The organism is Mesorhizobium sp. B2-4-14, from assembly GCF_006442155.1.
Lineage (GTDB): Bacteria > Pseudomonadota > Alphaproteobacteria > Rhizobiales > Rhizobiaceae > Mesorhizobium.
Genome location: NZ_VFVA01000002.1, coordinates 201,918 through 215,954, shown reverse-complemented (window position 1 = coordinate 215,954; position 14,037 = coordinate 201,918). Strand labels below are relative to the sequence as shown.

Below are 14,037 nucleotides of genomic sequence, written 5' to 3'. Positions count from 1 at the left end.
TCTTCCAGCCCGCCCTTCACCGTCCCCACAAGGGGCCTACAAGGGGGAAGGGTGGTCACCACGGCACCACCTCAATCTCCGGCCACATCTCCCGCGCCCGTTTGCCCTTAGCCTCATGCGTTCGCTGGTTGTCCATCACCTTGTTCGGTGTGATGCGGAACGAGAAGATGTCGTCGAGACCGAATGGCGCCACGAGATCGAGTTGCCCGTCCGCATCAAAGCGCACACCCACCGCATGCGTCTTCGAGGCGAAGTAGCTGACCGATTCACTTGAGCTCGTGTAGCGCGGGCAAAGCTGGCCGAATTTCTGCGGATACCACAGATGCACCCGCGCCTGATTGCGCACCTCCACCGGCAGCGCCAGCCCTTCGAAATGCCGTGCCGCTCGGCGAATGACCGCGTCCTCGGCTTCGTAGGACAGGTCGCTGTCTTCGAAATAGAACAGGTCGACATCCCTTATCCCGTAGCCGGACGGCATGCCGGTCAGATGGTTCCAGACGCTGTTGTAAAGCGCCCCAGAAACCACCAGCCAGTCCGGCAGCACAAGCGTGCACACTGCGCCAGCGTTTTGGCCAGCAGCGGATCAGCCGCTATGATGGCGAAAAAAGCCGTGCGTTGTTTCTCGAACGGCAGCCCGGAATAGCGCAGATGGTCCATCGCCCTTTGGAGGGCGATTCGCCATCTGCCCGCAAGTCTCACCCCCGCAGCACGCCGCCCGTCTGCTTGCCGACATTCTCGACGATGCGCTTGGCCAGCGTCTCGAAATCCTCGTCGGTCAGCGTCTTTTCGACCGGCTGGATCGACACCTCGATGGCAATCGACTTCTTGCCCTCGCCGAGCGACGCGCCCTCGAAGATGTCGAATACCGAGACACCTGAGATCAGCTTCTTGTCGGCGGCGAGTGCCGCGCGCACCAGCGTGCCGGCCTCTACTCCTCTGTCGACGACGAAGGCGAAGTCGCGCTTCACCGTCTGGAAGGCGGAAAGCTCGAGCTTCGGCTTGGTCTTCGTCGGCTTGGCCTTGGGCTCGGGAACGGCGTCGACGAACACTTCGAAGCCGCAGAGCGGCCCGGAGACATCCAGACCTTCCATCGTCTTGGGATGGAACTCGCCGAACGTGCCGAGCACGGTCTTCGGTCCGAGCTTGATCGTGCCGGAGCGGCCGGGATGGTACCAGGCCGGACCGCCGGGCTCGATCTGCAGCCGCTCGATCGGCGCACCGCAGGCTTCGAGTGCCGCGATCGCATCGGCCTTGGCGTCGAACACGCCGACCGGGCCGGAATTGCCGGCCCAGTTGCGGCCCGAGCCGTCGAGCTTGGCGGTGCCGCGCCGCACGCCGGCGGCCACGCGCCGCTGCTGTTCGGCGCCGTCGCCCTTATAGGTGCCCGACACCTCGAACAACGCGACGTCGCCAATACCCCTGTCGGCATTGCGCTGTGCGGCCGTAATCAGCCCCGGCAGCAGCGATGGCCGCATGTCGGACATGTCGGCGGCGATCGGGTTGGCGAGTTTCAGCGCCGTCTGGCCGCCGCCGAACAGCTCGGCATGCTTGGCCGGAATGAACGACCAGGTGACGGCCTCCATCATGCCGCGCACGGCAAGCGCCCGCTTGGCGGTGCGGGTGCGAACCTGCAGCATGGTCAGGATCTTTGCGTTGACCGCGTCATGCGCGCCGAGCGGCTGCGGCGCGATGTTGTCGACACCGTGGATGCGCATCACTTCCTCGACAAGGTCGGCCTTGCCGTCGACATCCGGCCGCCATGACGGCACCTTGACCTTGACGACGTCGCCCGAGCCCTGCGGCTGGAAACCAAGGCGGGTCAGGATGTCGAGGCTTTCCGCCTTCGGCACCTCGATGCCCGTCAGGCGCTTCACTTCCGACAGCGGGAACGACAGGATCTTCGGCTTGTGCCCGGCATAGCCGGCCACTTCCATTTCCGTCGGCGTGCCGCCACAGAAATCGAGCACCAGCCTGGTCGCCAGCTCGATGCCAGGCACCATGAATTCGGGATCGACGCCGCGCTCGAAGCGGTAGCGGGCGTCGGAGATGATGCCGAGCGTGCGGCCGGTGCGGGCGGTGGCGATCGGGTCCCAGAGCGCGGACTCGATCAGCACGTCGGTGGTGTTCTCGTCGCAGCCGGAATGCTCGCCGCCCATGATGCCGGCGATCGATTCGACGCCATTGTCGTCGGCGATCACGCACATCTCCGGCGTCAGCGTGTATTCGCGGCCGTCCAGCGCCAGCACCTTTTCGCCGTCCTTCGCCCGGCGCACGACGAGATTGCCAGCCACCTTCGCCGCGTCGAACACATGCAGCGGCCGGCCGCGGTCGAAAGTGACATAGTTGGTGATATCGACCAGCGCGCTGATCGGTCGGAGGCCAATGGCGATCAGGCGCTGCTGCAGCCATTTCGGCGACGGGCCGTTCTTGACGCCCCTCACCATCGTCAGTGCGAAGCCGGGGCAGAGTTCCGGCGCCTCGATCGTCACCTTCACCGGGCACAGGCCCTCGCCGACATGCGGCATGATCGCGCCACCCACGAGCCGTCCGAGCCCGCTCGCGGCGAGATCGCGCGCGATTCCGTAGACGCTGGTGGCGTCCGGCCGGTTCGGCGTCAGATTGATCTCGATGACCGGATCGTCGAGATGCGCATAGGCGGCGAAGCTGGTGCCGACCGGCGCATCCCCGGGCAGGTCGATGATGCCGTTGTGCTCGTCGGACAGTTCCAGCTCGCGTTCGGAACACATCATGCCATGGCTTTCGACGCCTCTGATCTTGCCGACGGTCAGCGTCACGTCGATGCCGGGCACATAGGTGCCGGGCGCGGCGAAGGCGCCGATCAGGCCCGCGCGCGCATTGGGCGCGCCACAGACCACTTGGACAGGGGCCTTGCCGTCGCCCGTATCGACGGTCAGCACCCGCAGCCGGTCGGCGTCGGGATGCTGCACCGCGCTCAACACCCTGGCGATGACGAATGGCTTCAGGCTGGATTTGTCGTCGACATGCTCGACTTCGAGGCCGATCGACGTCAGCCGCTCGACGATCTCATTGAGCGAGGCGTCGGTCTCGAGGTGATCCTTGAGCCAGGAGAGGGTGAATTTCATTGTACTGTTCCGTAAGCTTTGGCAGCAGGGATTTCTTGGCTCGTCACGGGCTCAGGCCCCCGAACAGCGTCGGCATGTCGAGCGGCCGGAAGCCATAATGCGATAGCCAGCGCACATCGGCGTCGAAGAAGGCGCGCAGGTCCGGCATGCCGTATTTCAGCATGGCGATGCGGTCGATGCCCATGCCCCAGGCAAAGCCCTGATACTCGTCCGGATCGAGCCCGCCGGCGCGCAGCACGTTGGGGTGCACCATGCCGCAGCCCAGGATCTCCATCCAGTCGGAGCCTTCGCCGAAGCGCACTTCGCCGGGCCGCGAGCGGTCGCACTGGATGTCGACCTCGAGGCTTGGTTCGGTGAACGGGAAGAAGGACGGCCGGAAACGCATCTTCACGCTCGGTACCTCGAAGAAGGCCTTGCAGAACTCCTCCAGCACCCACTTCATGTTGGCGACGTTGGCTGATCTGTCGATCACCAGCCCCTCGACCTGATGGAACATCGGCGAGTGGGTGGCATCGGAATCCTGGCGATAGGTCTTGCCCGGAATGACGATGCGGATCGGCGGCTTCTGCCGCTCCATGGTGCGGATCTGCACGGGCGAGGTGTGCGTGCGCAAAAGCTTGCGCTCGCCCTTCTCGTCCGGCTGGAAGAAGAAGGTGTCGTGCATCTCGCGCGCCGGATGGCCTTCGGGGAAATTCAGCGCGGTGAAATTGTAGTAGTCGGTCTCGATATCGGGACCTTCGGCGATGGCGAAGCCGAGATCGCCGAAGATCGCCGCGATCTCGTCGATGACCTGGCTGATCGGATGGATGCGGCCGCGCTCGGCCGGCGACTGCCGCACCGGCAGCGTCACGTCGACCTTTTCGGCGGCGAGGCGGGCGGCGATCGCCGCATCCTTCAACTCGGCCTTGCGTGCGGTCAGCGCCTCGGTGATACGGTTTTTCAGGCCATTGATCTCAGGTCCGAAAATTTGCCGCTGCTCCTGCGACATTCCGCCCAATGACTTCAACAATTCCGAGACCGAGCCCTTCTTGCCCAACGCCGCGACACGGACGGCTTCAATTGCTTGCTCGTCTGCTGAGGCCGCAATGTCGGCCATCAACGTGCCTTCGAGAGCGTCGATAGTGCGATCGTTCAGTGTGGTGTTCATCGGGATTACCAATTGAAAGATAAGTAAATACTGACTTACGTCGCGATCCAAAGAAAAACCCGCGCCAGCCGTGCCAGCGCGGGTTCCCCAAACCAAGTGTCGAAAGTGCTTGGGAAGCGCTGATCTTAAGCGACAGCGCTTTCAAAAGCGTTCGGCGTGGTGTTCTTCAGATATTCGAGCGCGACCTTGGCCTTGGCGACCAGGGCCGCGAACGCCTGCGGCTCGTGGATGGCCATGTCCGACAGGATCTTGCGATCGATCTCGATGCCGGCCTTGTTGAGACCGTCGATGAAGCGGCCATAGGTCAGGCCGTGCTCATGGGTCGCCGCGTTGATGCGCTGGATCCACAGCGCGCGGAACGAGCGCTTGCGGTTCTTGCGGTCGCGGTAGGCGTACTGCAGCGACTTTTCCACCGCCTGCTTGGCAATGCGGATGGTGTTCTTGCGGCGGCCGTAGAAACCCTTGGCGGCTTTCAGGACCTTCTTGTGCTTGGCGTGCGAGGTGACGCCTCTCTTTACGCGTGCCATGTCATGATCTCCTTAAAAGCAATTCCAGGAAAAGTGTGTTGCGGTTTTCCGTTCGGAATTGCGTCAAACAAATGCGTGTCCAGACCGAATGCCTTAGAGGCCGTTCGGCAGAAAATTCTTGATGACCTTCTTGCCATCCGGTTCAGCCAGAACCATCGTGCCGCGGGCATTTCGAATGAACTTGTTGGAACGCTTGATCATGCCGTGACGCTTGCCGGCCGCAGCCGACAGGACTTTACCCGTACCTGTGATCTTGAACCGCTTTTTGGCGGCCGATTTGGTCTTCATCTTGGGCATTTTGCTACTCCGTATTGTTGGCGCACTATCGCGCTTCTTGTTCGCTCCGGGCCGACCAAAGCCCGAAAAGCAAATGAAACCGCCACGGCATGCCCTGCCGGGCGGTTTTCTTGAACGGCGGTCCTATACGTCAAAGAAGGCCCGTGCGCAACACCCGACACATTCACTCGCCAAAGCTATCGCTTCAGTTTGGATCCCTTCCGAGCGCTGGCGCTGCCCCTCACCTGCCTGCCGGCGTCCTCTCCCGTATAGTGACGGGGAGAGGGGGCGCCCTCGCCGATGTTTTCGCTAATCTTCTACGCTGCGGAATAAGCGCGACGCCACAACTGCTCTTTCTCCCCGTCACTATACGGGGAGAAATGCCCGGCAGGGCAATGAGGGGCAGCGTCAGCTTCGGCGATAGTAGTCCCGGGTCGTGACAATTCTGCTTGCCGACCACGATTGAGACCGAAATGCCCTAGAAATCAGGGAAGAGTGAACCACACCGGCAGCATGCCCGACTGCTGGGCGCCGTCGATCAGTTCGAAGGCTGGCAAGGCAATCAGAAACACCAGCCCATCGAGCAGCGTGGTCAGCAGCAGGCGCGGCTTGAAGCTGCCGGTATCGCCCTCCTGATAGAGGGAAAGGTTCGGGAAGAAGCGTGGCACCTTTTCCAGATAGGCCTGGTAGGGCGCTCCAAGTGCTTCCTTGAGGAATTTCTCCTCGCGCAGGATGACGATGTGGAAGACACCCGCGCACAGAACCGCGAACAGGATGACGCCGGAGAACGAGCCGATCTGCGCGCCGACGCCGGCCGCAGCCACGGTCGAGAACACATAGAGTGGATTGCGGGTGATCGAGTAGGGCCCGCCGGTCACCACCTCGGAAGATTTGCGCCCGCCTATATAGAGCGTCGCCCAAAGGCGCCCGACAATGCCGAGGAAAATCAGCAGCACGCCGAACATTTCGATCGATTCATGCACCGGCGTGTCGGGCGGGAAGGTCGACTGACCAAACAGCAGCGCAAGAAACAGCACCACCACCAGCACGGCAAGCACCAGCCTGCGCATCTGCTGGTAGTTGCCCAGCCCGTATTTCGGTTCATTGTCCAAGGGAGGTATCCGATCGTCGAGGAGCCTATCGCCTGCCGCCCAAAATGACCTGGCTTTTGGGAGAACGACAGGCATAAAAACAAAGCCGGCGATCGCGGCTGTGGCCAAGAAACAGGCGTCCCGCCGATCGTCGGGACGCCTGTAGCACAATTCAGGCGAATTTGGAGCGCGACGGCCACGCCTAACCTTAACGTGATCTGAGCCGGGTTCCGCAAAGTGTCGCACGGTGCGATGAGGACCTGCGACAACCAAAGAAACCTGAGCAGACGACGTCCGGCGAAGCGAGCGGAGCCTGCTTAGCGTGGCGCCAGCACCATCATCATCTGGCGGCCTTCAAGCTTCGGTTCCGCCTCGACCTTGGCGATAGCAGCGACTTCCTCGCGCACCTTGTTCAGAAGCTGCATGCCGAGTTCCATATGCGCCATCTCGCGGCCACGGAAGCGCAGCGTCAGCTTGACCTTGTCGCCTTCCTCGAAGAAGCGGCGCACCGCCTTCATCTTGGTCTCGTAGTCATGGCTGTCGATGTTCGGGCGCATCTTGATCTCCTTGATCTCGATGACCTTCTGATTCTTGCGCGCCTCGGCCGCCTTCTTCTGGTTGGCGTATTTCAATTTGCCGAGATCGAGAATCTTGACGACGGGCGGCTGTGCGTTGGGCGATATTTCGACGAGATCGAGCCCTGCCTCTTCGGCGAGCAGCAATGCGTCGTTGATGGAAACGTCGCCACGGTTCTGGCCTTCGGCGTCGATAAGCTGGACCCGGGGAACCCGGATGTCACGGTTGGAGCGCGGGCCATCCTTGGTGGGCGCCGCTGCTTTGAAAGGTCTGCGAATGGTCGTGGTCTCCTTGGCCGTTTCGTTCAGGGTTCGTACAAATCTGTATTGTGAACGCGCCAATGTGGGAAGCGCGCGGGCGGAGTCAATAGCACAGCGTTCTCAGGAAATCACCTGATCAAGAGCCTGTACCAAGCAAAGAAGCATCGCGAGCACTTTCCGCCTCACCTGTGGCTGTGCCAAAAGACCGGAGCCCAGACGCCGGGTCAGTCAACCAGGACCGATCGATAACCCATGACCGCCACCGCCCCCACTTTTCTGGACGTCGATGGATCGCGCATCGCGGTCCGCCATACATCCGGCGCCACACCCGGCATTGTCTGGCTCGGCGGCTACAAGTCCGACATGCTGGGCACGAAAGCCGAGACGCTGGCCGGCTGGGCGGCGAGGGAAGGCCGTGCGTTTTTGCGCCACGATTATTCGGGCCATGGCGAATCCGGCGGCGCCTTTGCCGACGGCACGATTTCGAAATGGCTGTCGCAAAGCCTTGCCGTATTTCGGCATTTCACCAAAAGCAATCAGATCCTGGTCGGCTCGTCGATGGGCGCCTGGATCGCGCTGCGCATGGTGCAGGAACTGCGCAAGGCCGGGGACACAAATATCGTCGGCTTGGTGCTTTTGGCGCCGGCGCCGGATTTTACCAGTGAGCTGGTCGAGCCGGTGCTGACCGAGGTCCAAAAACGCGACCTCGCCGAAAAAGGTTTCTTCGCCGAGCCGTCCGACTACTCCACCGAGCCCTACATCTACACCAGGGCTCTGATCGAGGACGGGCGCGACAACCGGGTCATGACCGGGCCGATCGACACGCATTGCCCGGTCCATATCTTGCAGGGCCTTGCCGATCCCGACGTACCGTCGAGCCATGCGCTGAAACTGGTCGGGCTGCTGCCGGCCGACGATGTCACGCTGTCGCTCATTCCCGACGGCGACCACCGCCTGTCGCGGCCGCAGGACCTCGACATGCTGGTCCGGGCGGTGGGTGACATAGCCGGACGAGGCAAATGACGATGCGCCTTTCCATCCCGGTCTCCGCCTTGGTCGCGGCAATCGTCGGCTTCGGCGGCACACTGGCCATCGTCATTGCCGCCGCCAAGGCGGTCGGCGCGACGCAGGTTCAGACGGCGAGCTGGGTGACGACCATTTGCCTCGCCATGGCGATCGAAAGCCTGTGGCTGTCGTGGCGCACGAAAATGCCTGTGATCACCGCCTGGTCGACGCCAGGCCTGGCGCTAATGGCGGCATCGAGCGGCTTTTCGATCGGCGAGGCCGTCGCCGCCTTCATCGTCGCCGGCATCCTGTTGATCGCCACCGGCCTGTTCCGGCCGTTGACGCAGCTGATCTCCAGGATACCGCCCTCGGTCGCTTCCGGAATGTTGGCCGGCATCGTCGTCACCTTCGCCCTCAACGCGGTCAAGACTATTCCGGTGGATCCGTGGCTGATCCTGCCGTTGATCGCGGCCTTTTTCATCATCCGCCTGTTCAACCCGGCGCTGTCGGTTCTGGCGGTGCTGATCGGCGGCGGACTAGGTGCTTTTCTCACTGGCCGTGTCGGCGGCCTGCCCACCCCAGAGCTGTCCACACTGACGCTGATCGCGCCTGATTTCACCGTCAAGGCGATGATAGGTCTGGCACTGCCGCTCTACCTTGTCACCATGGCCTCGCAGAACCTGTCGGGTCTCGCCGTGCTGCGCGCCGCCGGCTACCATCCCGAACCCGGTCCGCTGATCGGCGTCACCGGTCTGTTTTCGCTTCTGTCGGCGCCGTTCGGCGGTTCGACCACCAATCTGGCCGCGATCTCGGCGGCGATCTGCACCGGGCCGGATGTCCATCCCGACCCCGCTGAGCGCTGGAAGACCGGCCCGTTCTACGCGCTTGCCTATCTCATCTTCGCGATTTTTGGCGCGTCGCTGGTGGCGATCTTCGCCGTCCTGCCGCAAAGCCTGATCGTGTTGGTGGCGGGTCTCGCGCTGATGGCCTCGCTCGCCAACGCGCTGGCGATCGCGCTCAAGGATGAGGGCGAGCGCATGGCCGCCACCGTCACCTTTGCCGTCACCGCTTCCGGGCTGACATTGTTTGGCGTAGGTGCTGCTTTCTGGGGGCTGATCGCGGGGCTGACCGTGCTTTTCCTCGATATGCTCAAAAAGCGACAATCATTTCAGAAGTTTGTCCGGTTTTAGCGGACATTGTCTTGAATCGCTGTTTTTGCCTTCCCATTTCGATTCCACGCAGCCGGTCCTGGCTGTCTCCAACCGAAGGAATGGGAGAAAATGAACACATCTGCATTGATCCGCCCGGCCTGGACGCCGGCAACCATCGCGTTGATGGTGATCGGCTTCATGGTGTTCTGGCCGCTCGGCTTCGCCATGCTCGCCTACATCATCTGGGGCGACCGGCTTGAAGGCTTCAAGCGTGACGTCAACCGCGCGACCGACGGCATCTTCGCCGGTTGCCGCCGCGGCTCCGACAAGGCCGCGCGCTGGGGCAATGGCTCCGCCCGCACCGGCAATGTCGCCTTCGACGACTGGCGCGAAAAGGAGCTTGAGCGCCTCGCCGAGGAACGCCGCAAGCTCGACGACATGCTGACCGAATTCGACGATTATGCCCGCGAATTGCGTCGTGCCAAGGATCAGGACGAGTTCGATCGCTTCATGGCGAACCGCAACAAGTCGACTGCTCCGACCAAGGCCGACCCGAGCGCCGGAACGTCGACCGCCAAGCGTGGCAAGGGCTCGAACCTGCTCGACGACTGAAGCCGCGCGACAGGCTGAGGTATGATGACGGCGTCGCGCAAGCGGCGCCGTTTCTTTTTTGTTCTATTCGTTTTTCCCGAATCGCGTATCGTCCCGCCATGACCCTCGGATTCTTTCGCAATCTGACAAAGCCCAAGCCGACGCCCGTCGTCGAGCGTGAATATTGCGTCGCCGGCCGCACATTGCCGCTCAAGATCGTCGAGAGTGCCAGGGCGCGACGTCTGACGCTGCGCATCGATTCCGGTGGCCAGGGCCTGCGCATCACCGTTCCGCCTGGCTTGCGCCGTGGCGAGGTGGAGCGGTTCCTCGACCGCCATCAGGACTGGCTGGAGCAGCGGCTGGCCAAGGTGCCGACGCGGCCTCAGGTACGGCCCGGCATCAAGATCCCAGTTCGGGGCGTGCCGCACCGCATCGTCCATGAACCGTCAAAGCGCGGCACCGTCACCGTGTCGCGCGACGAGCGCGGCCCGCTGCTGATCGTGCATGGCGAGCGTGTGCACCTCCCGCGCCGTATCGCCGATTTCTTGAAGCGCGAGGCCAAGAAGGAGATCGAAAAGCTAGTGGTCAGGCACACCGAGGCGCTTGGCAAGCGCGCCAAGGCGATCCGCTACAAGGATACGTCAAGCCGCTGGGGTTCCTGCACCTCGGAAGGCAATCTGTCCTTCTCCTGGCGTATCATGATGGCGCCGCCACCAGTCATAAACTACCTCGTCGCGCACGAGGTGGCGCATCTGAAAGAGATGAACCACGGCCCGAAATTCTGGAAACTTTGCGAAAAACTTTGCCCCGATACTGACCGTTGCAAGGATTGGCTGAAGCGCAATGGCGGCGCCCTGCAGGCGATCGTGTTCGAATAGGGCGCTAGCGCAAGCGTTCGGGATTGGCGAACCCATCTCAATTTCGTCATCCTAGGGCGAAGCAAGGAGCGAAGCGACGCGGCGCAGACCCTAGGATCCATGCCGCGACGCTGATGCTTATGCTCCAGCGGTGCAGGAAACGGAGCGCACCCGGTTCCAGGAAAGAGCTCAAACCACTCCGTGTTGGCCTTTCGATTAACTCGATCTTCCATTGCCGCAGCCAGCGCCGGAATTTAGGCCGTTTTACATAGAGTTTGACGAGGGTTTCGGGGACAATAATTTGGCGGAGGCAATGCGCGACTTGATTTTCGTGACATGAAGTTTGCCTGCGCCTGCGGCTAGCTAACCTACGGGATCGATCCGCATAAGGAAAGTTGGCGCTCGCTCATGAAGGGAGGATTGTTTTGAAATTGATCCTGACGGCGATGGAACCGAACCTAGCTGACGCCTGGGCGAAGGAATTTCGTGGCGTAGCCAATGTGCAAATTCATAGGGGGTCTATTTTCGACGTTGAGGCGGACGCGCTTGTCAGCCCAGCCAACAGCTACGGCTTTATGGATGGTGGCATTGATGCTCAGTACTCTCGCGTTTTTGGCTGGGATCTCCAGCTTCGACTGCGCCGAGTCATTGTCGACCATCACTATGGGGAGCTCCTGGTTGGAGCCGCGGAAATCGTCTCGACGGGAAATCACAACCATCCCTATCTAATCGCAGCACCGACCATGCGGGTGCCGATGGTGCTCGATCAAAACACCGTCAACCCGTTCCTCGCCACCCGGGCGACCTTGCTACTGGTCCGGCATGGGACGTTCCATACCGAGGCCCTTTCCGGGGCGAAGGTGCGGGAGCATGTCCGGACGATTGCCTTCCCCGGGATGGGAACCGGCGTTGGCCGCGTTCCCGCCGCGCGGTGTGCCAGGCAGATGCGGGCAGCATTCGACCAGGCGCGGCAAGAATCAATCGTTTTGCCCTCCAGTTGGGCCGAGGCTAGTGAGGAACACCAGCTTCTTTACACGGATCGGCCCCGCGGATTGCAGTAGTTCGAGTTTCGCAAGCTTACCCACACCGATATGGACGGCCTCAATCGTCATTCGCCGCATTGAGCTCCTCCGGCCTCAGCCCCTCATTTCCATGATGCGGCCAGGGCAGGAAATTGCGGTCGAAGGCGTCGCTGCCGAAATACTCCAGCGCGCGGTGTGCTTCGGCGCCGTTGAAGGCGGCCTTGTCCATCAGGTGGGCAATGACCTCACGCGCTTGCGCGATCTTCTGCTTCAGTTCGGCAACGGTTGGGTCGGTTGTATCGCTCATGGTTGTTCTCCCGCCCGGCATGCTGTTCATCAACGTGCCCTCCATCAATAGGTAGCGCCTTTGGCCTTGCCGGCAAACAGCATGCTTTTTCTCGACTCTCATCGCTTTTCGTGCCAATTCCCGCGCCATGGCGCTCGACATCAAGATCTGCGGTTTGAAGACCGACCAGGCTATGGCCGCGGCCCTGGCCGGCGGCGCCAGCCATGTCGGCTTTATTTTCTTCGCTAGAAGCCCTCGCTATGTCGGGCCGGCTGAAGCCGGCCGCCTGCGCGAAACGGCGCGCGGCAAGGCTTTGGCGGTCGCCGTCACGGTCGATGCCAGCGACGCCTTCCTGGACGAGATCGTCACGGCGATGCAGCCCGACATGCTGCAGTTGCACGGCTCGGAAACACCCGGACGGGTGGCCGAACTGAAGGCCCGCCATGGCTTGCCGGTGATCAAGGCGTTGCCGCTCAGCGAGGCCGCCGACCTCGGCCGCATAGGGCCGTTCATCGGCGTTGCCGACCGCTTGCTGTTCGATGCCAAACCGCCGAAAGGCTCCGAACTGCCGGGCGGCAATGGTGTGGCCTTCGACTGGCGCATTCTCGCCGGCCTTGACGCCGGCGTCGATTACATGCTTTCCGGTGGGCTCAACGCCGCCAATATCGGCGATGCCCTTCGGCTTGCAAACCCGCCCGGAATAGACATTTCGTCGGGCGTGGAAAGCGCGCCGGGCGTCAAGGATCCGGGGCTGATCGAACAGTTTTTCCGGGCCGTCCGGGCAGCACGCGACGACCGCGCCGCCTGACCGGCTCAAACCAGAGCATGTCCCGGAAAAGTGGAACCCGGTTTTCCGACAAGGACATGCTCAACAAGATGCCAGGAGATCGGCGATGAACAAGCCGGCGACACCAAATTCCTTCCGCACCGGACCCGACGAGCAGGGCATGTTCGGCATTTTCGGCGGCCGTTTCGTCGCCGAAACGCTGATGCCGCTGATCCTCGATCTGGAAAAGAACTGGAACGAGGTCAAGAACGATCCGGATTTCAGAGCCGAGCTGACCGATCTTTCGACCCACTATGCCGGGCGGCCGTCGAAGCTCTATTTCGCGGAAGGGCTGACCAAGCATCTTCGTGAGATTTCTTCGGCGAAGGGCCTCGGGGGCGGCGCCAAGGTCTATTTCAAGCGTGAGGACCTGAATCATACCGGTTCGCACAAGATCAACAACTGCCTCGGCCAGATCCTGCTCGCCAAGCGCATGGGCAAGAAGCGCATCATCGCCGAAACCGGCGCCGGCCAGCATGGCGTGGCGTCGGCCACCGTCGCGGCCCGCTTCGGCTTTCCCTGCGTGGTCTATATGGGCGCCACCGACGTTGCCCGCCAAAGCCCCAATGTCTTCCGCATGAAGCTGCTCGGCGCCGAAGTGCGGCCGGTCACTGCTGGCCACGGCACGCTCAAGGACGCCATGAACGAAGCCTTGCGCGACTGGGTGACCAATGTCGAGGACACCTATTACCTGATCGGCACCGCGGCGGGCCCGCATCCCTATCCGGAGCTGGTGCGCGACTTCCAGTCGGTGATCGGTTCGGAGGCGCGCGCGCAAATCCTCGAACAGGAAGGCCGGCTGCCGGACACCATCATCGCCGCTGTCGGCGGCGGCTCCAACGCCATCGGCCTGTTCCACCCCTTCCTGGATGACAAGGATGTGCGCATCATCGGTATCGAGGCCGGCGGTCGCGGTCTCGACGGCATCGAGCATTGCGCCTCGATGAATGCCGGTTCGCCCGGAGTGCTGCACGGCAACCGCACCTATCTCCTGCAGAACGCGGATGGCCAGATCATGGATGGGCATTCGATCTCGGCCGGATTGGATTATCCCGGCGTCGGGCCGGAGCATTCGTGGCTGCGCGATTCCGGCCGCGTCGAATATGTGCCGATCCTCGATGACGAGGCGCTGGAAGCCTTCAAGTTGACCACGCGCGTCGAAGGCATCATTCCGGCGCTGGAATCCGCGCACGCCATCGCGCATGCGGTGAAGATCGTGCCTGCCATGGGCAAGGACCAGATCGTCATCGTCAACCTTTCGGGCCGTGGCGACAAGGACGTGCACACGGTGGCCTCGATGCTGGGCATGGAGATCTGA

Annotated in this window: 14 protein-coding genes and 1 pseudogene; 7 read left to right on the top strand and 8 right to left on the bottom strand. The window is 62.3% G+C overall.

What is annotated here, in order from left to right; translation table 11 throughout:
- Positions 1-55: 55 nt before the first annotated feature.
- The 7 genes and pseudogenes from FJ938_RS02695 to infC all read right to left on the bottom strand — a co-directional run bounded on the left by FJ938_RS02695 (position 56) and on the right by infC (position 6,999).
- Positions 56-657: pseudogene (locus FJ938_RS02695) on the bottom strand (nucleotidyltransferase family protein).
- A gap of 38 nt (positions 658-695) precedes the next feature.
- The gene (pheT, locus tag FJ938_RS02690) at positions 696-3,104 is read right to left on the bottom strand and encodes a phenylalanine--tRNA ligase subunit beta (protein WP_140690843.1); all 2,409 of its coding nucleotides are present in this window, start codon (positions 3,102-3,104) and stop codon (positions 696-698) included.
- A 43-nt stretch (positions 3,105-3,147) separates the two neighbouring features.
- Entirely contained in the window at positions 3,148-4,251 is a 1,104-nt protein-coding gene (pheS, locus tag FJ938_RS02685) for a phenylalanine--tRNA ligase subunit alpha (protein WP_181168987.1), read from the bottom strand.
- Positions 4,252-4,376: 125 nt separating this feature from the next.
- Positions 4,377-4,778, bottom strand: a complete 402-nt coding sequence (rplT, locus tag FJ938_RS02680; protein WP_006201247.1) for a 50S ribosomal protein L20 — start codon at positions 4,776-4,778, stop codon at positions 4,377-4,379.
- Between the two features lie 93 nt (positions 4,779-4,871).
- Positions 4,872-5,075, bottom strand: coding sequence for a 50S ribosomal protein L35 (rpmI, locus tag FJ938_RS02675; RefSeq protein ID WP_006201248.1), 204 nt, complete (start codon positions 5,073-5,075; stop codon positions 4,872-4,874).
- Between the two features lie 464 nt (positions 5,076-5,539).
- The gene (locus FJ938_RS02665; protein ID WP_140606670.1) at positions 5,540-6,166 is read right to left on the bottom strand and encodes an isoprenylcysteine carboxylmethyltransferase family protein; all 627 of its coding nucleotides are present in this window, start codon (positions 6,164-6,166) and stop codon (positions 5,540-5,542) included.
- A gap of 296 nt (positions 6,167-6,462) precedes the next feature.
- A complete protein-coding gene (gene infC / locus FJ938_RS02660; RefSeq protein ID WP_140606671.1) occupies positions 6,463-6,999 on the bottom strand; it encodes a translation initiation factor IF-3 in 537 nt (178 codons plus the stop codon).
- Positions 7,000-7,233: 234 nt separating this feature from the next.
- Between infC and FJ938_RS02655 the strand changes: the two genes are divergently transcribed.
- The 5 genes from FJ938_RS02655 (at position 7,234) to FJ938_RS02635 (ending at position 11,646) form a co-directional block, all read left to right on the top strand.
- Positions 7,234-8,004, top strand: a complete 771-nt coding sequence (locus FJ938_RS02655) for an alpha/beta hydrolase (RefSeq protein WP_140606672.1) — start codon at positions 7,234-7,236, stop codon at positions 8,002-8,004.
- A 2-nt stretch (positions 8,005-8,006) separates the two neighbouring features.
- Positions 8,007-9,176 carry a benzoate/H(+) symporter BenE family transporter gene (locus FJ938_RS02650; protein ID WP_140691034.1) on the top strand — a complete coding sequence of 390 codons (1,170 nt, stop codon included), beginning with the start codon at positions 8,007-8,009 and terminating at the stop codon, positions 9,174-9,176.
- A 90-nt stretch (positions 9,177-9,266) separates the two neighbouring features.
- Positions 9,267-9,749: a DUF2852 domain-containing protein gene (locus FJ938_RS02645; RefSeq protein ID WP_140606673.1), complete on the top strand. Its 483-nt coding sequence runs from the start codon at positions 9,267-9,269 to the stop codon at positions 9,747-9,749.
- Between the two features lie 98 nt (positions 9,750-9,847).
- Positions 9,848-10,606, top strand: coding sequence for a M48 family metallopeptidase (locus FJ938_RS02640; RefSeq protein ID WP_140606674.1), 759 nt, complete (start codon positions 9,848-9,850; stop codon positions 10,604-10,606).
- 404 nt (positions 10,607-11,010) lie between these two features.
- Positions 11,011-11,646, top strand: a complete 636-nt coding sequence (locus FJ938_RS02635; protein ID WP_140690841.1) for a macro domain-containing protein — start codon at positions 11,011-11,013, stop codon at positions 11,644-11,646.
- 40 nt (positions 11,647-11,686) lie between these two features.
- Here the strand turns inward: FJ938_RS02635 and FJ938_RS02630 are convergent, their stop codons facing one another.
- On the bottom strand, positions 11,687-11,914 hold the full coding sequence (locus FJ938_RS02630) for a hypothetical protein (protein WP_140606675.1): 228 nt from the start codon (positions 11,912-11,914) through the stop codon (positions 11,687-11,689).
- A gap of 127 nt (positions 11,915-12,041) precedes the next feature.
- Here FJ938_RS02630 and FJ938_RS02625 point away from each other — a divergent pair, with 127 nt between their 5' ends.
- Both FJ938_RS02625 and trpB read left to right on the top strand, forming a co-directional pair.
- Entirely contained in the window at positions 12,042-12,701 is a 660-nt protein-coding gene (locus FJ938_RS02625; RefSeq protein WP_140606676.1) for a phosphoribosylanthranilate isomerase, read from the top strand.
- An 85-nt stretch (positions 12,702-12,786) separates the two neighbouring features.
- Positions 12,787-14,037, top strand: a complete 1,251-nt coding sequence (trpB, locus tag FJ938_RS02620) for a tryptophan synthase subunit beta (protein WP_140606677.1) — start codon at positions 12,787-12,789, stop codon at positions 14,035-14,037.

Excerpts from the sequence above, each read along its gene's own strand:
- pheT (WP_140690843.1), bottom strand. The coding sequence starts at position 3,104 with ATGAAATTCACCCTCTCCTGGCTCAAGGATCACCTCGAGACCGACGCC.
- pheS (WP_181168987.1), bottom strand. The coding sequence starts at position 4,251 with ATGAACACCACACTGAACGATCGCACTATCGACGCTCTCGAAGGCACG.
- rplT (WP_006201247.1), bottom strand. The coding sequence starts at position 4,778 with ATGGCACGCGTAAAGAGAGGCGTCACCTCGCACGCCAAGCACAAGAAG.
- rpmI (WP_006201248.1), bottom strand. The coding sequence starts at position 5,075 with ATGCCCAAGATGAAGACCAAATCGGCCGCCAAAAAGCGGTTCAAGATC.
- FJ938_RS02655 (WP_140606672.1), top strand. The coding sequence starts at position 7,234 with ATGACCGCCACCGCCCCCACTTTTCTGGACGTCGATGGATCGCGCATC.
- FJ938_RS02650 (WP_140691034.1), top strand. The coding sequence starts at position 8,007 with ATGCGCCTTTCCATCCCGGTCTCCGCCTTGGTCGCGGCAATCGTCGGC.
- FJ938_RS02645 (WP_140606673.1), top strand. The coding sequence starts at position 9,267 with ATGAACACATCTGCATTGATCCGCCCGGCCTGGACGCCGGCAACCATC.
- FJ938_RS02640 (WP_140606674.1), top strand. The coding sequence starts at position 9,848 with ATGACCCTCGGATTCTTTCGCAATCTGACAAAGCCCAAGCCGACGCCC.
- FJ938_RS02630 (WP_140606675.1), bottom strand. The coding sequence starts at position 11,914 with ATGAGCGATACAACCGACCCAACCGTTGCCGAACTGAAGCAGAAGATC.
- FJ938_RS02625 (WP_140606676.1), top strand. The coding sequence starts at position 12,042 with ATGGCGCTCGACATCAAGATCTGCGGTTTGAAGACCGACCAGGCTATG.
- trpB (WP_140606677.1), top strand. The coding sequence starts at position 12,787 with ATGAACAAGCCGGCGACACCAAATTCCTTCCGCACCGGACCCGACGAG.